This window comes from Mycobacterium uberis, assembly GCF_003408705.1.
Classification (GTDB): domain Bacteria; phylum Actinomycetota; class Actinomycetes; order Mycobacteriales; family Mycobacteriaceae; genus Mycobacterium; species Mycobacterium uberis.
The window spans coordinates 1-20,372 of sequence record NZ_QAYL01000053.1 but is presented as its reverse complement, the minus strand read 5'-3'; the positions used below and the strand labels follow the sequence as shown (position 1 = coordinate 20,372).

13 protein-coding genes and 8 pseudogenes are annotated in these 20,372 nt (G+C 57.1%); 7 read left to right on the top strand and 14 right to left on the bottom strand.

Translation table 11 applies throughout. The features are described from left to right. Positions 1–73: 73 nt before the first annotated feature. The 4 genes and pseudogenes from MUBE_RS14845 to MUBE_RS14830 form a co-directional block, all read right to left on the bottom strand. Positions 74–1,464: pseudogene (locus MUBE_RS14845) on the bottom strand (FAD-dependent oxidoreductase). Between the two features lie 14 nt (positions 1,465–1,478). Then, positions 1,479–1,802 carry a hypothetical protein gene (locus tag MUBE_RS14840; RefSeq protein WP_243633104.1) on the bottom strand — a complete coding sequence of 108 codons (324 nt, stop codon included), beginning with the start codon at positions 1,800–1,802 and terminating at the stop codon, positions 1,479–1,481. Between the two features lie 232 nt (positions 1,803–2,034). Continuing rightward, on the bottom strand, positions 2,035–2,901 hold the full coding sequence (gene hisG / locus MUBE_RS14835) for an ATP phosphoribosyltransferase (protein WP_116541110.1): 867 nt from the start codon (positions 2,899–2,901) through the stop codon (positions 2,035–2,037). A 4-nt stretch (positions 2,902–2,905) separates the two neighbouring features. After that, positions 2,906–3,097 (bottom strand): annotated as a pseudogene (locus MUBE_RS14830) (phosphoribosyl-ATP diphosphatase); the annotation flags it as partial. 393 nt (positions 3,098–3,490) lie between these two features. Between MUBE_RS14830 and MUBE_RS20665 the strand changes: the two are divergent. Together MUBE_RS20665 and MUBE_RS14820 are read left to right on the top strand one after the other, a co-directional pair. Then, on the top strand, positions 3,491–3,628 hold the full coding sequence (locus MUBE_RS20665) for a PPE domain-containing protein (protein WP_207801728.1): 138 nt from the start codon (positions 3,491–3,493) through the stop codon (positions 3,626–3,628). A 4-nt stretch (positions 3,629–3,632) separates the two neighbouring features. Further along, positions 3,633–3,881 carry a hypothetical protein gene (locus MUBE_RS14820; RefSeq protein ID WP_116541109.1) on the top strand — a complete coding sequence of 83 codons (249 nt, stop codon included), beginning with the start codon at positions 3,633–3,635 and terminating at the stop codon, positions 3,879–3,881. Positions 3,882–4,542: 661 nt separating this feature from the next. Here the strand turns inward: MUBE_RS14820 and MUBE_RS20660 are convergent. Together MUBE_RS20660 and MUBE_RS20655 are read right to left on the bottom strand one after the other, a co-directional pair. After that, positions 4,543–5,450, bottom strand: a pseudogene (locus MUBE_RS20660) (vitamin B12 dependent-methionine synthase activation domain-containing protein); the annotation flags it as partial. A 74-nt stretch (positions 5,451–5,524) separates the two neighbouring features. After that, positions 5,525–6,959: pseudogene (locus MUBE_RS20655) on the bottom strand (homocysteine S-methyltransferase family protein); the annotation flags it as partial. A gap of 104 nt (positions 6,960–7,063) precedes the next feature. On the opposite strand from MUBE_RS20655, the gene MUBE_RS14810 reads away from it, so the two are divergent. Then, positions 7,064–7,945, top strand: a complete 882-nt coding sequence (locus MUBE_RS14810) for a PAC2 family protein (protein WP_165849909.1) — start codon at positions 7,064–7,066, stop codon at positions 7,943–7,945. A gap of 135 nt (positions 7,946–8,080) precedes the next feature. Continuing rightward, a complete protein-coding gene (locus MUBE_RS14805) occupies positions 8,081–9,577 on the top strand; it encodes an amino acid permease (protein ID WP_116541108.1) in 1,497 nt (498 codons plus the stop codon). A 142-nt stretch (positions 9,578–9,719) separates the two neighbouring features. Here MUBE_RS14805 and MUBE_RS14795 read toward each other — a convergent pair. The 8 genes and pseudogenes from MUBE_RS14795 to MUBE_RS14760 all read right to left on the bottom strand — a co-directional run. Continuing rightward, a pseudogene (locus tag MUBE_RS14795) lies at positions 9,720–10,550 on the bottom strand (SDR family NAD(P)-dependent oxidoreductase). A gap of 37 nt (positions 10,551–10,587) precedes the next feature. Continuing rightward, complete coding sequence (gene mshC, locus MUBE_RS14790) at positions 10,588–11,841, bottom strand: cysteine--1-D-myo-inosityl 2-amino-2-deoxy-alpha-D-glucopyranoside ligase (RefSeq protein ID WP_116541107.1); 1,254 nt, start codon at positions 11,839–11,841, stop codon at positions 10,588–10,590. A 24-nt stretch (positions 11,842–11,865) separates the two neighbouring features. Next, positions 11,866–12,687, bottom strand: coding sequence for a 3'(2'),5'-bisphosphate nucleotidase CysQ (locus tag MUBE_RS14785; protein WP_116541125.1), 822 nt, complete (start codon positions 12,685–12,687; stop codon positions 11,866–11,868). Positions 12,688–12,719: 32 nt separating this feature from the next. After that, positions 12,720–13,535, bottom strand: a complete 816-nt coding sequence (locus MUBE_RS14780; protein WP_341537710.1) for an SCO1664 family protein — start codon at positions 13,533–13,535, stop codon at positions 12,720–12,722. Next, a complete protein-coding gene (locus MUBE_RS14775) occupies positions 13,519–14,109 on the bottom strand; it encodes a DUF3090 domain-containing protein (protein ID WP_116541106.1) in 591 nt (196 codons plus the stop codon). Before MUBE_RS14775 ends, MUBE_RS14780 begins: the two co-directional genes overlap by 17 nt. 78 nt (positions 14,110–14,187) lie before the next feature. Then, a complete protein-coding gene (locus MUBE_RS14770; protein WP_116541105.1) occupies positions 14,188–14,940 on the bottom strand; it encodes a histidine phosphatase family protein in 753 nt (250 codons plus the stop codon). Next, positions 14,937–15,656, bottom strand: a pseudogene (locus MUBE_RS14765) (undecaprenyl-diphosphate phosphatase). The gene MUBE_RS14770 and the pseudogene MUBE_RS14765 overlap by 4 nt, the downstream one beginning before the upstream one ends. Positions 15,657–15,737: 81 nt before the next feature. Further along, positions 15,738–16,025 (bottom strand): annotated as a pseudogene (locus MUBE_RS14760) (hypothetical protein); the annotation flags it as partial. Between the two features lie 177 nt (positions 16,026–16,202). On the opposite strand from MUBE_RS14760, the pseudogene MUBE_RS19575 reads away from it, so the two are divergent. From MUBE_RS19575 to MUBE_RS14745, 3 genes and pseudogenes are all read left to right on the top strand, one after another. Then, positions 16,203–17,147: pseudogene (locus MUBE_RS19575) on the top strand (hypothetical protein). 53 nt (positions 17,148–17,200) lie between these two features. After that, complete coding sequence (locus MUBE_RS14750; protein WP_116541104.1) at positions 17,201–17,419, top strand: DUF5703 family protein; 219 nt, start codon at positions 17,201–17,203, stop codon at positions 17,417–17,419. Then, a complete protein-coding gene (locus MUBE_RS14745) occupies positions 17,419–18,489 on the top strand; it encodes a quinone-dependent dihydroorotate dehydrogenase (protein ID WP_165849903.1) in 1,071 nt (356 codons plus the stop codon). The genes MUBE_RS14750 and MUBE_RS14745 overlap by 1 nt, the downstream gene beginning before the upstream one ends. The last annotated feature ends 1,883 nt before the right edge of the window (positions 18,490–20,372 follow it).

The window sequence follows — 20,372 nt, the reverse complement described above, 5'->3', positions numbered from 1 at the left end:
AAGAAGTGCGAGGCGAGTCCTGCGCACTGCTGTCGAGCTCACCATCGGAAGCACCCAATTGGCGCCGAGAGCCTTACTCGAACCGCGACCTCTCCTGCAGCATCGTGGGAATGAACTCACTGATCGTGAAATGGATATACATTGTGCGTTACAGCGTGATATAAGGCACTTATGCTGACATGATATCAAAAATGGTGTGAACTGCTTCGTAGCGCTCTACTTCGAAGATGACTGCTCCCAGCATCTGGTGAGCATCGGCGGCGACTACTAGTAGCTTTACGTTCATGAAGCCTTGTTTTTGTTTCTCAACCTTTTCCATCGCTCGGCCCACCCTGGCCATTGGCCACTTACCGACCAGCGCCTTGCAGCTCAATACACGGACCTGATCGACGGTCATGCCAGCGTGTCCCAATGGGGAGTCTATATAAAGCGCATGGGGTGGTGATGGGTCATCAACTCAACGTGACTCATCGTCGGACAAATTAGCGGTAACAATCGCGTAAGCGTTATACGAAGTGTGGATGGCAGCACTCTGTACCGTTGCAGTCGCCCATCGCTCAAAACCCATAGTATAGCATTGGCCTTGAGTTGATCGTCGACCACGATGTAGTTGTGGACACCGAATATACACACCGGCGATCTCAATACCCAGGTCGTTTGTGTTTTGGGCCACCGTCCCACGGCTATCCATAGATGGTTGTCCTGAATCGAGGAGGTGCCAGCGTTGCATGCGAGCTTAAACCCTCAGGAACCACTGTCGCACTTCCTAATCCGCATATCGTTAGCACCAACGATAATATCGATACCTTCGGTTTCCAGGATCTCTCTAATCCGATAGCTACAGAGACATCCTAATCTTCACGGAAGGCCAGTCGCGGAACTCTACCGACGACGGTCACCCAAGCACCGAAGCGGAAGTATACCTGCGCAAACTCCAACGCTAAGTAAATGGCGCCGACGATGACGACATAGGATGGCAGTATGTAAAGTTCTAGAATCGATACTTGAGTAAGGAATTTGACATCACAGAGCCCCGGGACGTCTGGCACCATCGCACAGCTACCGATCTTGAGGAAGATCCGATCGGTGTGCAGTAAGTCGTTACCGAAACCCAGAGTATGCAAATCCTCGAAATGACCATGACCACAAAAGACAGCGCAGCCGTTCGTACTGTCTAGCCAGGCTTCTATACCCTCGCGACCCTTGTGCATAATATCGCATTTGCACGCTTTGACGTTTGCCATATCCAAACTGATTGTCCCGGTTAAGATTCCATATTCAGCTGCGCTACAGGCTAATTAAGCTGCATACGTGCTAGCCGCCAGTGTCTTGGTTGGAATGCACTCGGTGTTGATACAGGTGCCGACGATGAGTTTGCGATCCACTATCGCCACGCATTACACGGCAGCTGTCAACTTACCCCGCCAGAGAAGGTCCAGCCTGGCCAGCGTCGACGATGACCACACCGAAATGTTTACTTACAGAGAACCCATGAGCGTGACGATCGCGAACCCGCCCAAGACCGCGACCGCAGCCGCCAGCAGCGCAATCGACAGATCCTGCCCGCTATGGACAGCGACCAGCCAACTAGGCGTTTGATAACCGCCCAGGGTCCCGAGCACCACGCCAACGAAATCGACCCCAGGCGCGGTCCACAAATAGCCCCACGCAGTATCGATCACGGAAACGGCAAACGCGTCCAACACGATCCGGACAATGAACGCCGGCTGCATGGTGCGAGGAAGTGCCGTGGGAAGTTTGTCGTTGACCAGTTCGACAAACGCCAGAACGGTGAAGACCACGATAGTAATGAAACTACCTACCCAATTCGCTTACGCAGAATGCAGGCTGATCCAGCTGAGTAGAGCGGTACAGGAAAACATCATGGGCACCATCAGGAAATGCAATCAGACGATAACACTAATCAAAAGAAACGGCAGGGGAACAAGATAGTTTGTCGCGGATACTCCCCTGTCAAGGGTGCTACTAGTACGATGGAAATCGGCCGTAGCCGGATGCTAACACAGCGAAACCTCAAAACCGGCAGAACCTAATGTCGGAGGCCAAAATCGCTTTGGCTCCGATAGCCGCAAGCTTGTCCATGATCCCGTTGATGTCTCGGCGGGGCACCAATGCACGAATTGCAACCCAACCCGGCTCGGCCAGTGGAGCGATGGTCGGCGACTCCAGTCCCGGCGTGATCGACGTGGCTTTGTCCAGTACCGAGCGCGGACAGTCATAGTCCAGCATCAGGTACTTCTGACCAAATACCACCCCTTGGATCCGAGCAACTAGTTGATCACGCGCCGCGACGGTTTCGTGGTGATCATCATGGCTGCCCCGATCGCCGCGTTCGATCAGCACCGCCTCCGAATCACACAGCGGCTCACCAAAAGTCACGAGGTCGTGTAGGCTTAGGGTGCGTCCAGATCCGACCACGTCGGCAATAACGTCTGCCACCCCAAGTTGTACCGAGATCTCCACAGCACCGTCAAGCCTTATGATAGTTGCTTCAATACCCTTGGCGACCAGATCTTTTCGGACTAAGTTTGGATAGGAAGTAGCGATTCTTTTTCCGGCAAGATCCGACGTCGTCCAGTCGCGTCCGGCGGAGCCGGCATAACGGAAACTGGATAATCCAAAACCCAGCGCCAGGCGTTCGCTTACCGATGCATCCGAATCGCGCACCAGGTCCCGTCCGGTAATGCCGAAGTCAAGATCTCCCGAACCGACATAGATGGCAATGTCTTTAGGTCGCAGAAAGAAAAACTCGACACGGTTTACGGAGTCGACAACGGTAAGGTCTTTGGCATCAGTGCGCCGCCGATAACCAGCCTCCGAGAGAATCTCTGTGGCCGGCTCGCTTAGCGCACCTTTGTTCGGAACAGCGACCCGCAACATAACTCTATAGCTTCCGATAAACGTCATCGAGCGACAGTCCACGCGAGATCATCAGCACCTGAATCCAATAAAGCAACTGGCTGATCTCTTCTGCCAGCACTTCCTTGGGTTCGTGTTCGGCGGCTAACCACACCTCGCCAGCTTCCTCCAGGACCTTTTTACCCAGCTTATGTATCCCACCACCCAGAGCCGCCACTACGGCATATTAAAGCACATTAACATAGATGATGCTGTCCCTTGTATGCGTGATTCGAGGAATCAAATAATCATGAACGTTATGTCTTCAGTATGGTTCGTGCTGTCTCTTGAGGTACATTCAGCACTGCTGTCCAGTGGCGTCGGTCCCTGGCCCGCTACTAGCTAAAGCCAGAACATGGCAGTCCCTATTCGCCCAATAAGTTGACGTTACAACAGAACTCGCGGAAAACCTGACATCGGTGCAGGACGCCGCATAAGCAGGACCGAGCGCAGAGTGGTTCGTCGCGTTCTATCAACCGTTCTTTTTGTTGACCGCGTGCGACCAGCGCGACCGCCAGTTACACGTCCGCATTGGGTAGCACGCCAAGTTTCGCCGATCTAGCAGCCAAACATGCCAAGCATGCCGCACTGGTCGCGACCAATTTTTGATGCCAACACTATTACCATCGCACTCAACGACGCCGACTACATAGGAATGTGGGTTCAGGAAACCACCACGATGAACGTCTATCAAGGGGCTCAGACATAGCCTTGTGGCCACCCCGATGACGTCATCCGCGCCGCCAATCGTCGCCACCAGTTACGGTTTTCCCGAGACCATCAAATTAACCCTTGAGCTACTCAAGGATTTCCTCGAATTTCTTCGGGACCTAGCCGCTAAAATCCTGTCCGGACCGCTCGGAAACCTCGTCACCCAGGTACTGGACATGGTCATCTCCTTAGTTTCTAACCAGGTCTTTACCGTCATCGCTTATTCGATGTTAGCTATTTCGGCCCGTTAGCTCCGCTGCTGAGTTCGGTGCTGTGGCTTATCGGTACGGTCGTACTGACCAAACTTACCGGTGGTTGAATACTTAGGTGAAAATACGGAGCCGCTGGTTGACATGGCGCATTCTAACGACCCTGGCGAGCAAGACTTACCCGCGATTAGCGGAAGTCACGTTTACCGATACCAGCTCTACTGTACCCGTCGCCACTATCGCATCTGTCACGGCCATGACTACGGTACCTGCGTCTCCCCTAACCACGAGTATCTTTGCTGTCCAAGGCTATGGTGCTGTCAGCAGTACCGGCAGCGCGAGGTTAGCCTCAACAGTTGGGGCTAAAGCCGTCACCAGTATCTACGCGAACGCTACTGCGCCTGCGACCACGATGTCCGGCGACCGAGCTAAGACAACGCCAAGCAGATGACTAAGCCGTGAGGACGCGTTCGGTGATACTGGTTCGAATTCCTTGCAGACGACGGACGCATGGCTATGTCATCAGCCTCGGGAAGAGCCGGGCCGATGCTCGACACCGACAACGGTATCGAACCGTTCAGGTTTGCCGGCACTACCACGAAATCTGCTGTCGCACATCTAAAGCGATGACGAGCTGAGGTAGTAATCAGACGTTGAAGTATGTAATCTTGCGGTAGTGCAGCACGAACGCGTCGACCGAGTGCTAGGGATGTAACTGTAACTCTTCAGACAACCTCACGCCGATACGGTCGGGTGGCAGCAGCTCCATCACTTTGACCTGATCCTCCTGGTCCGGGCATGCACCTTAGCCTAAGACGAACCAGATGCCAGGGTAGTCGAGCTTAAAATAGTTCTCGACGACCTCGGGGTCATTGGCCGACATCGCCCGCTCCCCAGAAAACTTCAACTCCTCCCCGATACGTCGATGCCAGTACTCGGCCAGCGCTTCGGTGAACTGCATTCCATCACCATGCACTTCGAGGTAGTCATGGCAGGAGTTAGATGCGAACAGCCCGTTAGCGAAATGAGCGATGGGTTAGCCCATGTTAACCAGCTGAAAGGGCAGCACGTCAACATCACCCCATCCATCTGTCCCGATCCCGAGAGCGGATGAAATCGACGATGCACAGAAACCGGCCGCGTCGCTGACATGGGAAACTGAGCCGGTACTGCACTTCAGCATCGCGTCAGCGCTCGGCGAACACCACGACGCCGTCACCATCGGACACCGCTGGTAAATTAACGAAAAATAACTATAACACTACGGTAACATGCGTCAAGACACCGTGGATGAACAACCGGTCTAGCCAGTACCGCAGCTGGAACTAGACTTCGGTCTCGATGCACTCTGCCATAGGAAGTCTCCTCACCACCGCGTACACCACGTAATATCCATTTGCCCAAGGACAATGCATGCTCGTCGAGTAGTCAAGTGTAGTTGGCTATCACCAAATCCTGGACGGTACGCGACCTCCAGAACGACAGAGCAGATACCTCGACTTTAGCTGCTAAATAGGGTCTTTCATACACATTGACCGGATATTCAGTATCCTTACATTGCTTCGAAATGCTTTTGGACAGTTTATTACGTTCCTTGCTCTCGAATTCCTTCTTGCAGAACACAATCTCCTTGAAACTGTCGATGTCTTGCTCTCTACCGCGCTTGGGGCTCTTGTCCGACCTTACTTCTCGGTGGTGCGGTCTTGCCTCTCCTCGTCGACGGTCAGCGCAACCACGGCTGAACAGTGTTCGGAGACGAGCTCTATAAGCCTTGTGAAACCGCGACTCTGAACCTTACTCATCCTCGTAGTTGACGGAATTGATCGCCCAGTGGCCGCCCAGCTGCTCCAAACCGGCTTACAAAACAGGGCTTTCGGTGCAGTCTAGCATGATCAGCAATGTAGACGACGTCGCGAGTCGACTGGCCAACGCCTTCATAATCGACCACGCCATCGCAACTGACGTAGTCAACACACAAATCCAGCAGATATGCGCCGACGCGAGCTTGGTCCTTGGCGATGCTCAAGAACTTCTGATGATTGTCGATGACTGTTTCCTAACGAAAATAATTGGATAAATTTAGCATTATACCGATCTATGATGATCACAATTACCGAAGTGTCAGGGGTGAACGGATCGCTGTATACAACGATGAACACCGACGGCTCGTAGGTCACATGACACACTGTCCCGTCATTGAATCTGGCTACGGAGGCTACCACTTCCCGGATATAGTCCGGGATGGTGCCACAGCAGCCGCCGACCAACGAAAACCCGAACTCAGCGCTAGTGCTTCGGCCAACTCGTCAGTTTGCAGCGGATATCCGACACTCTTGGCGCCTAGCACCGGCAATCTTACGTTGGGCATAACCGACACCGGAATGCGAGCATGCTGGGACAAGTGCCGCAGATGCTCATTCATCTCGGCGGGCCCCGTTGTGGTGTTTAGACCGATTATGTCGACACCGAGCAGCCCGACGGCTGTCAGCATCGCACCGATCTCACTTCCCAGCAGCATCGTGCCAGTCGTCTGCAAGGTGACGTGAGCAAAGATCGGAATGTACCAGCCGGCCTGTGTCATTATCGCTCGCCGCGAGTCCAGTACCGCGGCCTTAACCGGTAGCAAGTCCTGGGAAGCTTCGACCAGGATGGCGTCGGCGCCGCCATCCAACAAACTTAGCGCAGCCTCAGCGTACGCACCACGAATGACAGCGTATTCGGCGTGGCCCAGAGTGGGAAGCTTAAATACCTGGCCCTATCAACCCCAGTACGTGCTACTTGCGGCTGGGTATAGTCAGCTCGTCGGCAACCGATCGCGGTGCTCCGCTGCAACAACGCCCCAATCTTGTCGGCAATGTCGTAATCACCAGAGTACATCCAAAAGGTGTTGGCCTCGAAAGCATCCGGACCTTCTTCATAATAGCACTGTTGGATGATTTCCAGCACCTCAGGACGCATCTCGTTGAGAATCCAATTGCAGCCATCCAAGCCACGGAAATCGTCTAACGTGAGGTCCGCGGCCTGGAACTAAGTGCCCATCGCACCGTCGTCCATCACCACGCGCTGCACCAAAGTCTCCAGGAAATCAGTGTCGTACTGGTGCCGGTTAGCGGCAGTCACGCGCACAAGACTAGTTAGTCCATGCAAACCGCTCAGTTCTGCATCGAGCCGTTACCCAACACGCATCGTCGCCGGACTTTAAGCCGTACGCTGATTCTGTGACTTTGCGAGATGGTAGGCCGGATCGCAGCGCACTGCCCGAACTGCACAACACCGTCGCCGTGGCGGCTTTTGAGGGCTGGAACGATGCCGGCGATGCGGCCAGCGGAGCTTTAGAGCACCTGGATGCCATCTGGGAAGCCGACCTGATCGTGGAGATCGACGACGAAACCTATTATGACTATCAGGTGAATCGCCCGGTCATCCGCCAGATCGATGGAGTTACCCGGGAGTTGGTGTGGCCGGCGATGCGGATCTCACACTGTTGCCCACTGGGCAGTGACCGCGATGTGGTGTTGATGCACGGGGTGGAACCGAACATGCGCTGGCGCACCTTCTGCGCTGAGTTGCTGGCCATCGCCGACAAGCTTAACGTCGACACCGTTGTGATCCTCGGGGCGCTGCTGGCTGACACTCCGCATACCCGGCCGGTACCAGTCTCGGGTGCGACTTACTCGCTGGAATCGGCACGACTCTTCAGTCTGGAGGAAACTCGCTATGAGGGCCCAACGGGAATCGTCGGAGTGTTCCAAGACGCCTGCGTGACGGCCGGAATCCCGGCGGTGACGTTCTGGGCGGCGGTGCCTCACTACGTGTCACACCCCCCCAATCCGAAGGCGACGGTCGCGCTGCTGCGCCACGTCGAAGACGTGCTCGACGTCGAGGTCCCGTTGGCTAACCTGCCGACACGAGCCGAAGAGTGGGAACAGGCAATCACCGAGATGGTCGCCGAAGATGACGACCTGGCCGAATACGTGCAGGCATTGGAGCAGCGTGGCGACGCCGAGGTCGATGTGAACGATGCGTTGGGCAAGATCGACGGCGACGCTTTGGCCGCCGAGTTTGAACGCTATCTACGCCGACGACGCCCCGGGTTTGGGCGGTAGACACTGACTGAGGCAGCGGGGTCTACACGATTTGCCGTCATCTGTTGATTGGGAAAAGATCGCTAGCGAACTCTGTCTTCACTGTCGTGGGGAGACCCACCGAACGCCGGTAGGACGACGATTAGGACCCCATGTATGGCTACGCTGGCTGAGAGCCCCGAACCAAAATCCGACGTGTCGAGAGCTGATATCTTCGGCGAGGAGGTTGGCTACCACAAAGGCCTCAAGCCCCGACAACTGCAGATGATCGGGATCGGCGGCGCGATCGGAACTGGGTTGTTCCTTGGTGCCGGCGGCCGGCTAGTCAAGGCTGGACCTGGATTGTCCCTGGTGTATGCCGTCTGTGGGGTATTCGTCTTCCTGGTACTGCGCGCGCTGGGCGAGCTGGTGCTGCATCGCCCCTCCTCGGGTTCTTTCGTGTCCTACGCACGTGAGTTCTTCGGCGAGAAAGCCGCCTACGCCGTGGGCTGGATGTACTTCCTGAACTGGGCGATGACGTCGATCGTGGACACTACCGCCATCGCCACCTACTTACATCGCTGGACAATCTTCACCGTGTTGCCGCAATGGACCCTTGCGCTGTTTGCCCTGGCGACGGTGTTAGCGATGAATCTGATCTCCGTGGAATGGTTCGGCGAACTCGAGTTTTGGGCCGCGCTGATCAAGGTTTGTGCGCTGGTGGCATTCCTGGTTGTAGGAACCATCTTCCTCGCTGGGCGTTACCCAGTCGACGGCCACAACACCGGGTTGAGCCTATGGACTAGTCACGGCGGATTGCTCCCAACTGGTGTCGTTCCGCTACTGATGGTCACTTCCGGAGTGATGTTCGCCTACGCCGCCGTCGAACTGGTCGGCACCGCAGCCGGCGAAACCGCCGAGCCAGAAAAAATCATGCCGAGGGCGATCAACTCCGTGATCGCCCGCATCGCGATCTTCTACGTCGGGTCAGTGATCCTGCTGGCACTGTTGCTGCCCTATACTGCGTTCAAGGCCAGCGAAAGCCCGTTCGTCACGTTCTTCTCCAAGATCGGCTTCCACGGCGCGGGCGACCTAATGAACATCGTGGTACTCACCGCCGCACTGTCCAGCCTCAACGCCGGGCTGTATTCAACCGGTCGCGTCATGCACTCGATCGCGATAAATGGCAGCGGTCCGAAATTCACCGCGCGGATGTCGAAAAACGGTGTGCCATATGGCGGAATCCTTTTAGCCGCCGTTATCTGCCTGTTCGGTGTCGCACTAAACGCCTTCAACCCCGGTCAAGCCTTCGAGATCGTGCTCAACATCGCCGCGCTGGGCATCATCGCCGGATGGGGCACCATCGTACTTTGCCAACTTCGACTCCACAAGATGGCCAAAGCCGGGATCATGCGCCGACCCCGATTCCGTATGCCACTGGCCCCGTATAGTGGCTACCTCACCTTGCTCTTTTTGTTCGCCATACTGGTTATGATGACGTTCGACAAACCGATCGGCACGTGGACAGTAGCGTCACTGGTCGTTATTGTCCCAGCCTTGATCATCGGCTGGTACTCGATACGCAAGCGCGTGATGAGTATCGCCCGTGAGAGAATGGGCTACACTGGGCCATTTCCGGCGATCGCCAACCCGCCGATGAAATCCTCAGGCTGACTCTCAAGCGAGATCAATCGATTATCCGTAACCGCTACACCATCAAACCGCCATTGTACAGAATGGCAATGGCCTTCTTGACCATCGTTACCGTCGTGGTTACCACGTGCTGGCGCACCGGCTGGTTATGCCGCTACTGCAATTATCGGGTTCGCGCTCGTTTTCCGCGATTTTTCCCGATAACCGTCTCGTTGTATGCGCTAGTGGAGCACCCGAGCGTGACAACCTCGGCACACATACGCGACACCAACCCAGCAGAAACTTTTTGGATGGTTAGGTCACCGATCCGAGTGAACAATAGCGGTTTGATCCAGCAGAACAAGCCAACCCAACCCGGGCAATACACGCGGTCCTTGTGTCCCTCGATGCTCTTCACAAACGCCGCGCACAACCGATCCACCGCACTGGTCTTGTTGAACGGGCAGAGCAGCGCTGCAAACAGGTCACGAAATACGGGTAGGTCGGCCTTGGTGTCACCGAACCAGTGTGATATCGATCCACGACATGTGGATCGTACTGACGCCGACACCGAACGAACCGATCTCCATACGCAGAGCGTTGGGGAGAGGTTAGTTACGCAGATTAGACACATTGCAGAGGGCACCCCCGGTGGCGTTGCGAAGGCGGCCAGCGACGAAACGATCAACACATAACCTCGGCGGTCAATAAACGCCGGTAACATGGCACGCACCATATGAAAGAAACCGAGCAAGTTGACATCCAACACCCGCTTGAACGCCTCTGCGTCGACCTACAGCACTGAACCGTAGATAGTGATGCCTGTACTGGCGACGATTACGTCGATGGCGCCGAAGCATGCAACGGCCTACTCAGCTTCAGCCTGCAAGGCGGTGCAGATCGCGTACATCAACGACCGCCGTCAGCATCTACTCATGACCACCGAGAGCCAGCCGCGCGCCGATTCCCCGACACCACCGATGATGAACACGACTTTGCCATTCAACGCTGTCACAACTGAAAGCCGTACCTTGTCGGTACCTCTGCCACGATTACAGGTCCACGTCCACCCCCAGCAACGTATCGATCGCGGTTGCCAGCAACTTCGGCGCTGCTGTGTCGTGACCACCGTACTCCAGTGCATCAGTGACCCAACCATCCAACGCAGCAATCGCTTTGGGGGTGTCAAGGTCGTCGGCCAAATACCCGCGCACCCGGGCAATAACGTCGGCGACATCCGGACCAGCGGGCATCGAGACAGCAGTGCGCCAGCGATGTAGCCGGGCGATAGCCTCGTCGAGCAGCTGGCGGCTCCAAAACCGGTCGGCCCGATAATGCCCGGCCAACAAACTCAGCCGGATAGCTGCGGGTGGGGCGCCTTGAGCACGCAGCGCCGACACCAACACCAGGTTGCCGCGACTTTTGGACATCTTATGTCCGTCCCAACCGATCATCCCAGCGTGCACATAATGCCGGGCGAATCGCCGCTCACCCTTAACACATTCAGCATGCGCCGCGGTGAACTCGTGATGCGGAAAGACCAGGTCGCTGCCCCCACCTTGAATGTCCAGACCGATACCGATACGGCTGAGCGCAATTGCCGCGCACTCGACGTGCCAACCCGGCCGGCCCGGACCTAACGGTGACGGCCAACTAGGCTCGCCGGGTCGCGCGGCCCGCCACAGCAATGCGTCGAGTTCGTCGCTTTTTCCAGGTCGATGCGAGTCGCCGCCGCACTGCTCGTACAGTCGCAGCATGGTGTCTCGGTCATAGCCCGACTCATAGCCAAATTGCAGCGTGGTATCGGCTCGGAAGTAAATATCTGGGTATTCGTCCTCGATGACGTACGCAGCCCCCGAGGTCAGCATCTTTTCGACGAGTTCGACGATCTCGGTAATCGCTTCGGTCGCCGCTACATAGTCATGCGGCGGCAGTATCCGCAGCGCTGCCATATCATCGCGGAACAGAGCGATCTCGCGTCCGGCGAGGTCGCGCCAATCGACACCATCACGATCGGCACGTTCAAACAACGGATCATCGACGTCGGTGACATTCTGCACGTAATGCACGTCGTGCCCCAGGTCCAACCATAGTCGGTGAATCAGGTCGAACGCTAGATAGGTCGCGGCGTGGCCCAGATGAGTGGCATCATACGGGGTGATCCCGCAGACATACATGGTCGCTTTACAGGTGGACGCTGTACCAGCAGCCACTGGACGCACCTGCCGGTCAGAGGTGTCGTACAGCCGTAACTCCGGGCCGCGTCCCGGTAACCTCGGAACCTGTGCGAAATACCACGACTGCATGTCGTTGACTTTAAACGCGTACGATTACCGCCACGCCTCACAGATGGCACCGAGCAGAATCGGCGCGATCTCGGCGCGACACATCAAGAAGTCGGGAAGATACGGATTAAGCTGGTTGTAGCGCAACGGCGAGCCATCCAGACGCGATGCGTGCATGCCGGCCGCCAACACCACCCCGGCCGGCGCTGCCGAATCCCATTCCCATTGGCCTCCAGCATGCAGATAAGCGTCCACATGGCCGTCGACAACCGCCATCGCTTTAGCCCCCGCTGACCCGATAGTCACCGGTTCGATGGCCAACATTTGCCGTATTTGGTGCAGGATTGCGGGCGGCCGCGTGGCGCTTACGGCAATCCGGAAAATACTGGGAACACCGCTGATCGTATCGCCAGCGACCACGGTGTCACTACGGTATACCCTGTTCCCACGGGCCGGCAGCGCCACCGCCGCATCGGTGATCTCACATCGGCCGTCTGCAGAGCCGCCACTGGGACGTTGCCACAACGCGATATGCACTGCCCAGTCATCGCGCCCCGCCGTGGAGAATTCGCGGGTGCCATCCAGCGGGTCGATGATCCACACCCGGCCAGCCTTCAGGCGGGCACGATCGTCATGCTCTTCCTCACTGAGTACCGCGTCGCCCGGTCGCTCAGCCCGCAGCCGGCTCAGCAATAGCGAATTCGTCCGCCTGTCACCAGCGTTGCCGAGCATCCACGGTTGATCGAAACCGATCTCCTCACGAATTCCTAGTAGCAGCTCCCCCGCTGCCGCGGCGAGATCGGCAGCCAGTGCCGCATCCGTCAGCCCTGACTGGTCATCCCTACTGCCACCGGTGACCGTGTTCACCGCTTCAGTATCGCCGACGACACAGCTGGTCCTTAAAACGCCGGCCACGGAATGGCACGATGCCGGTTCGGTCCGGGCATCACCGGGTTGTCTAGCACCGCGTGCACGCGTCTGCGCAGGGCGGTGATTTCCGCCCAGGTGATCTGTCTGGCAAGCTCATCGGCTAGCGGGCCGCTAAGGGCGTCGGCCAGCCCGGCGACCTCCTCTAGGGTTTGGCCGTCGATCGGCTTACCCGCCCAGCCCCATAACACGGTGCGCAATTTGTCCTCAACATGCAGACACACGCCATGGTCGACCCCGTATACGTGGCCGTCGAGGCCGTAAAGGATGTGGCCACCCTTGCGATCGGCGTTGTTAATCAGCACGTCGAATACCGCCATTCGCCGCAACTGAGTATCGTCGGCGTGCATAAGGACGACCTCATCGCCGGCATAGTCGTAGGCCCACAACACCGGAAGATAACCCGGCTGCAGCTTGTCGGCGGGAAACAAGTCGACCACGTCGGGCCCAGACCTGGGATCTGAGTCAGCAGCGTCACCGGCATGCTGCACCCACAACTGCAACATGCCAGGACCTGCCGGACCGTCACGAATTACCGTGCAGGGCACAATGTTCCAACCCAAGCGCGTCGAAACCAGATATGCGCCCAATTCGCGGCCGGCCAAAGTCCCGTCAGGAAAATCCCACAGCGGCTGCTCACCGGAGACTGGCTTGTAAACGCAGTGCACGCTGCGCTGATCCAGCGTCGATTCACACAAAAAGGTGACATTGCTGGCCGAACAGATGCGTCTAAGGACCGTCAGCTCACCACCGACCAACACCTCGTACTCATCACCCTTCGGTGTCATCATCGTGAGGTCCGAGCAGCGCACTGCGTTTGTAGCCGTTAGTGCGCGCGCAGATATGCCCCTCAGGGTCCAATGGTTCGTCACACAACGGACACGGCGGACGTCCCGCCGAGATGACACGGCTGGAGCGAGTGGCGAACTGCCGTGCCGACTCCGGCGTCAGGAACACACGCACCGCGTCAGGCCCTTCCTCGGTGTCATCGAGCACCACGGAGGCGTCGAACTCGGTGTCGGTGACGGCCAACAATTCCACCACCACAGTCTGGGCTTCCGAATCCCAGCCTAGGCCCATGGTGCCGACCCTGAACTCGGCATCCACCGGCATGATCAGCGGGTTAAGGTCATCGATTTCGGCGGGTTCTGGGGGCACTGGGGTGCCAAACCTGCGATGCACCTCGAGTAGCAACGCACCGATACGTTCTGCCAGCACCGCAACCTGTTGCTTTTCCAAAACCACTGAAACCACCCGAGAGTCATGCACTGCTTGGATGTAGAAGGTGCGGTTCCCGGGTTGACCAACAGTCCCGGCCACAAAGCGGTCGGGTGTGCGGAATACATGAATTGCGCGGGCCATGGTACCTCCAAAATACCGGCAGTTGGGCTTGTAGTGCGATCCGAATGTGAGCGTGAACTGAACCCGTATTAGAAAGAATTAATCGGCGGAGCCGCCGACCACCGCATCACCAGACGGCACCGCGGCACCCGGTTCGTTCGACGGCTCTCCTGAGCGCTCGCCAGAGTAATCACCGTTAGACTCACCTGAAGGTTTCGTCCCGGCCCACAATGCCGACGACAACCGCACGCCAGTGTGGTTGACGTGCAGCACGAACGGCCGCAGCTGGGTATAGCGAATCACACTCACTGATCCCGGGTCGGCCGTGACGCGTTGGAAGCTGTCCAGATGCATGCCGAACGCGTCGGCAATCACCGCCTTAATGACGTCGCCGTGAGTACAAGCGACCCACAACGTGTCGCCACCATGTTGTGAGGCCAACCGCCGATCGTGTTCACGGATAGCGGTCACCGCGCGTGCCTGCACCTGTGCCAAACCCTCACCGCCCGGAAACACCGCGGCGCTGGGATGCGCTTGCACCACCCGCCATAACGGCTCTTTCGCCAAGTCACCGATAGTACGACCTGTCCATTCTCCGTAATCCACTTCAGATAGCCGGTCATCAATGAACGGCTCAAGGCACAACACATCGGCGAGCGGTTCGATGGTACGCCGACACCGCAACAGTGGCGAACACACCACCGCCTGGACCGGCAACTCAGCAATCCGGTCGATCAGGCCGACAGCTTGCTCACGACCTCTGTCGTCGAGGTCGACGCGGTCGGATCGACCAGCCAAAACACCAGCGGTATTCGAGGTGGATCGCCCGTGTCGCAACAGGATGGCAGTCATGTTGCGGCTACCGCTCTAGTCGCCAGCAAGATACACACACCCACGCCGACGGCTATCCGGTAGCTGACGAGCCAATATATCTTTGTGCTGCACGAGAAACCGCAGCAACCAGGACATCGCGGCCAAACCGACGACGAACGCGATCACGGTGACCACCAGTAGCTGCGGGCCGGTGGCATTCATCCCCTTAGTGACGAGCTGGAAAGCATCCGATATCGAGAACAACCCGGACGCGAACACAGCGGGAATGGCCAGCAGGAAGCCGAATCGGGCGGCCAATTCACACTCCAGTCCGAGAAACCGCTGCTCGATATTACGATTCTTACGCCCCACATACTTGGCGAAGGCGATCACCGCCGAGAACGCCACCGCCCACACAGTACGAGCTCCCGAGCGGATCTCATCTCTGCACACCAGACCCAGCATGCAAATCGGGATAACCCCGATAATGACATGCCAACCCATAGTCCATGGCGCGGTACGATGGGACACTCAGGTCGTCACACCAGCCTTTAAGGATACACACAACACAGCGTTCGAAGTACACCAGCACCGCTGCCTCGGCGCCCAGTTGGCTGACCACGGTGAATGAGGTGCTGGCATCACCGGTGAAAAAAATCCGCGACACGATAACCAGGTAGTCCGAAGAGGACGCCAGTAGGAACTTCATGGTATCCCTGTACCACGGCTAAAACGATGACTTGCCACCAGGACATCGCTGAAACCGCAGTCACGACGACGACCGTACTTGGTGTCGACGGCCGGTACCGGATACGACTAGCACGAACCCCGAACAGCGCGCGTGCGACCGAATTCCACACCTCCGCAGCCAGGCTGCGTTCGTCGGTGAGGTCGATATCTCTACCAGCCTACGAATCACTCTAGCGACTACTTCGTCAGGCTACGTAACAGACCCAGTCAGGTGGAATCAGTAAATTTTGACAACTAAAGACCGATGTTCGATATGAAATGAAAAACTGCGTCCATCACCAACTTGCCCGTACCCGCTGGCGAAAATTCTCGTCGAGATATCTTGCGATAGCAAACTCATTGTCTGCCATATGCCGGTCAGCGGTTACGGTCATGCCGTCAAGGTACCTATCTAGGACCCGGTCCATGTGTGCAACATGGCGAGATTGTATGCGACATCATTCCTTAGAATTGGAGTTTGATGTACCACATTCCAGGGTGAACCGTTACTGTCATCAAACAAACAAGCATTTCAACGCCGTTTAGCTAGCATATTGCCTTTGCTAGCACTCATGACCGGATATTCACCGAATCCACTTGATATCTTCCCACCCACCATCGAACCCGCGCAACTGTGGCCGGGTCGCCGCCGATGTCACAGAAGCCGACGGGGGCAGTGCGACCCACTGGGCGGCCACCCACAGGTTGCGATATTCGACTGCGACAGTCGCCGGTTGGCGATCCTGTGCCCAGGCGTCAATCCCGCGGTGCCCGCCAACATTACCGTGTTCGATGATGAGCACGCTCAGCCACGCATCGTCATTTTAGCGGAGCCTTAAACCGCGTTTACCAGCGACAAAATTGTGTAGCCTATATTTCCGCTCACGGTGGTTACTTCGTGGTCGATCTCTCCGACGATCATACCTGGCAGATTACCGTCGCCGGCGCTGGGCACGGCGAATTCACCGGCGAGCACGCCGAGCAGAAGCAAAATTGGCACTAATACAGTGTCGATGACGTCATCTATACCCTTGCTGCGACAACATCTGAAATCAGCATAGCCACCGCCAGCAACCGAAACAAGACCTTTGCGTGTGCTAATCCCCTTAGTAACGTAAAAACATCACAATAGTGCCGGATCGGGTACAAACGTCGGTAACGACGATCGGTGCCGATGATCGTGTCGAACAAACACTACGAGCCGCTGAAAAACATAACCACGCTAACTGTGCTGGTGTACAGCGTCGATACGCTGCTCTTGCGCCAGGCCTATCCCGTGCGCCACTCCCCGTACGAGATAGTCGGATCCCGCAAGTTGGCCTGGGCGTCCCGAATCGCGTCTAACATCGTTATTGGTTACGATTTAATCACTAGAATCCACGTAGAAAAGGTTGTGTTATCCAACCGTGCAGCAACCCAACTCACTAGCTTTCGACGAAGCGTCGGACACGTTGTATGTGGTGTCGGGGCCGGGTATGGAAGTTCAAATCATTGGCCATGCGGCAGGTAAGCTTTGAGTAACCAGCCGGCGCCACCGCGGAGCCGAGTGCCCGCGGGTTGGGACACTGATATGCCCAACGAATACGAGTGGGTGCCGTTGCGCCTGCCACCGGACGTGACCAGGCTTAGCGTGTCGACCCAGCTGTCGATCGAGGCTGAAGATCGCGGTTGGGAGCTGACCCGGGTGCGGCTATACACCGACGGCAGTAGGCGGGTGTTGTTGCGCCGCAAAAAATCTCGTCTCGAGAGTGCAGACTTCAATCGGCGTCCCGACCAGCCGGAACTATAATGTACCGGGTCGTACGTCGACTGCTGTTCCTGATCCCACCCGAACGAATACACACACTGGTTTTTGCCATGCTGCGTAGCGTCACTGCCGTCACTGTGCTACGCCGGTGGCTACGCCGATGGCTGGGACCGACGGACCCGGTGCTGGCTAGCACAGTTTTCGGGGCACGCTTCCCCGGACCACTCGGGCTAGCCGCTGGCTTCGATAAGGACGGTATGGGGCTGCTTACCTGGGCTGCGTTAGGCTTCGGTTACGCCGAAGTCGGAACCGTCACCGCGTACCCACAACCCGGCAACCCGGTCCCGCGCATCTTCCGACTGCCCGCCGACCGGGCTCTGCTGAACCGGATGGGGTTCAACAATCACGGCGCCGGTGCGCTGGCAATCCAACTCACCCGCCACCGCCCCGAGGTGCCCATCGGGGTAAACATCGGCAAAACCAAGACAACGCCGGCCGACCAGGCCGTCGATGACTACCGGACTAGCGCCCGGCTGGTCGGCGCGCTGGCCTCGTATCTGGTTGTCAATGTCAGCTCTCCGAATACACCGGGGCTCCGCGATCTACAAGCAGTAGACTCACTGCGCCCTATCTTATCAACCGTCCTGGCTGAGGCCCCAGTACCGGTGTTAGTCAAGATTGCACCCGATGTCTCCGATTCCGACATCGACGACATCGCGGACCTGGCCGTCGAACTGGGGCTGGCCGGCATCGTGGCAACCAACACCACTGTGTCTCGCGACGGCCTAGTAACACCGGAGATCGATGAACTAGGAGTGGGCGGCATCTCGGGGTCGCCGGTGGCGTGCCGCGCCGTCGAGGTGTTGCGTCGGCTCTACGGGCGGGTCGGCGATCGCCTGGTGCTCATCAGCGTGGGCGGTATCGAAACCGCCGACGACGCGTGGGATCGCATCACAGCGGGCGCCTCGCTGCTACAGGGCTATACCGGATTCGTCTATGGTGGGGGCTTGTGGCCCAAGCGCATTCACGATGGCGTAGCCCGCCGACTTCATGACGGCGGATTCACCTCACTGCGCGACGCGGTCGGGTCGGCGAGCCCCAAACCAGAGTGACCACCAGATTAGGTCATGCTGCCGAGTCTTCAGTGTGGTGAATGATGCTGACTTTGGGTCGGCCGTGATCAAGTTTTATGTCAGTGTGGCCAGTGGCCCCAACCCTCGACATGATGTATTGCGTACCAGTACCCGGACATATCCCAACCTGGCGTGGGCAACCACAGTCTTTGACATACAGAGTGCACCCGTGCCGGCATCTACGCACGTACTTCCCACGATCCTGCCAAGGCGAACGGAACCGACCAACCCGGCAAGGGCAGTAACTACCTCGATATAGGTCACCAAAGAGGTCCACTGCCGCAAGCTTGCCGGTCTCTGGCTGGGCCTGACAGGTACCCGGCTCACGTATTTGTTGACGTCGACCACGACACGCCCACCTACAGCGTCAAGCGCCGAGGCGGTTTCGAGGCAATACTCGACGTGATGAAAACAGCCGATTCGGCACGCTGACCTGTTGGCATACACCGACCTGCTACACTGGTCCATGAAAGATCTTGAACGTCTTATTGATGTTGCCAAAGTGTAGTGGGCGTACATTCGCACCGTGCATGGTGGCCTGCATAAGCCGCGTGGATTGTACGCATCTCAAGTTCCACCGCGCAACAGGAGAGCAAGCACATGAGTTGAGCACCGTGTCCGCGCGGGCCGCCAAAAGTAGAGGCCGGAAAATAGGAAAATAGACCGGCCAGCAGCCGGCCATCCGGCTACACCATGGACACAGAGCTACTGGGGCCTGGAGCCAGCGCCGTATGGCATACCGCCGGTGATATGTTGGCCGGCAAAAAGTTCAGGAACGGCGCGACAATGGAAAGTCACTGGAATAATTGGCACCCGTGGCCGCCCGTTCAATTTATCGAACGTACAGCAGCTGTCGGTCAGTGCAGGGAACGCCAACCTGCCGTCTACGCACAAGCCGGCTATGGCCGCTCATTGCGGGTTTGCGGAACTCGTATGCTATTGTGGCCGCCATTTAGCCCGGACCAGTAGACCGGGCCACACTCGGGAATGTTGTAGCAGCCATCAGCTTAGGCGTCGTCCCAGTTCTTGTAGTAGAATGCTGACTAATTCGGAGTTGTGGTGGAAAAGCGAGTAGTCGGGTAGTTGAATCGCATGTGCGACGAAACTTGCTTTATCATAGCTACGACAACGATCACCGCATATACCACGATGACCGCGATCAACCGGTGATTATATATGCCTATATAGGCCAGGGTTTCGCCCGCCCACTGACTAAGGAGTAATCGCCGCATTAGGTACTGCAAGTTGCGTATGCCATATCATCTCTATCTAATGTACAATACAGGCGACAATCGCGCATCTTCCCTCGGCGGGGCCCTGTCCCTCGCCATATCCCGGCACCAAGTGCCACCTCCACAAACCCTCAGTTAACTGTGTGCTGGGCGGGCCGAAACACTAGAGTGATCTATCTCAACCGACAAGTGCCGCCATGGTGTGAACCCGACCCTTGTCGGTTTTCGGAATAGCTCCATGTGTCCATCGTTGGTTTTGGCATGGTTCTCAAAATGGGGTCAGCTGTGATAATCCATCCTCGTTTTAGAGGAATTGTGGTGGGGGATGTCTCAGCTGCTGGGGAAGACCTATGAAACCATCCGCAACGGGTATAAGTTGCAGCTTGGGGGTTCATTCTACCACACAGAGGTCCGATCTAACAGTTCTCTGCAACCCCAGGTGATGCAATATGTGTGCAATCGCACTTTAGCATCGGTACACAACACGATTCGCTGCCAGGTACGATTAACTATGTAGTCTGATTTAAGCTGATTGCGCGTGACTCTTTTTAAAAATCGCTACAATAATGTTACAATTAGATATGGAGCTGGGTTGTCGGTGTGGGGTGGGGCCGGCCCACCGTAGTTCAA

Excerpts from the sequence above, each read along its gene's own strand:
- hisG (WP_116541110.1), bottom strand. The coding sequence starts at position 2,901 with ATGTTGCGGGTCGCTGTTCCGAACAAAGGTGCGCTAAGCGAGCCGGCC.
- MUBE_RS20665 (WP_207801728.1), top strand. The coding sequence starts at position 3,491 with ATGCCAAGCATGCCGCACTGGTCGCGACCAATTTTTGATGCCAACACT.
- MUBE_RS14805 (WP_116541108.1), top strand. The coding sequence starts at position 8,081 with ATGGCTACGCTGGCTGAGAGCCCCGAACCAAAATCCGACGTGTCGAGA.
- mshC (WP_116541107.1), bottom strand. The coding sequence starts at position 11,841 with ATGCAGTCGTGGTATTTCGCACAGGTTCCGAGGTTACCGGGACGCGGC.
- MUBE_RS14780 (WP_341537710.1), bottom strand. The coding sequence starts at position 13,535 with ATGACACCGAAGGGTGATGAGTACGAGGTGTTGGTCGGTGGTGAGCTG.
- MUBE_RS14775 (WP_116541106.1), bottom strand. The coding sequence starts at position 14,109 with ATGGCCCGCGCAATTCATGTATTCCGCACACCCGACCGCTTTGTGGCC.
- MUBE_RS14770 (WP_116541105.1), bottom strand. The coding sequence starts at position 14,940 with ATGACTGCCATCCTGTTGCGACACGGGCGATCCACCTCGAATACCGCT.
- MUBE_RS14750 (WP_116541104.1), top strand. The coding sequence starts at position 17,201 with ATGCCCAACGAATACGAGTGGGTGCCGTTGCGCCTGCCACCGGACGTG.
- MUBE_RS14745 (WP_165849903.1), top strand. The coding sequence starts at position 17,419 with ATGTACCGGGTCGTACGTCGACTGCTGTTCCTGATCCCACCCGAACGA.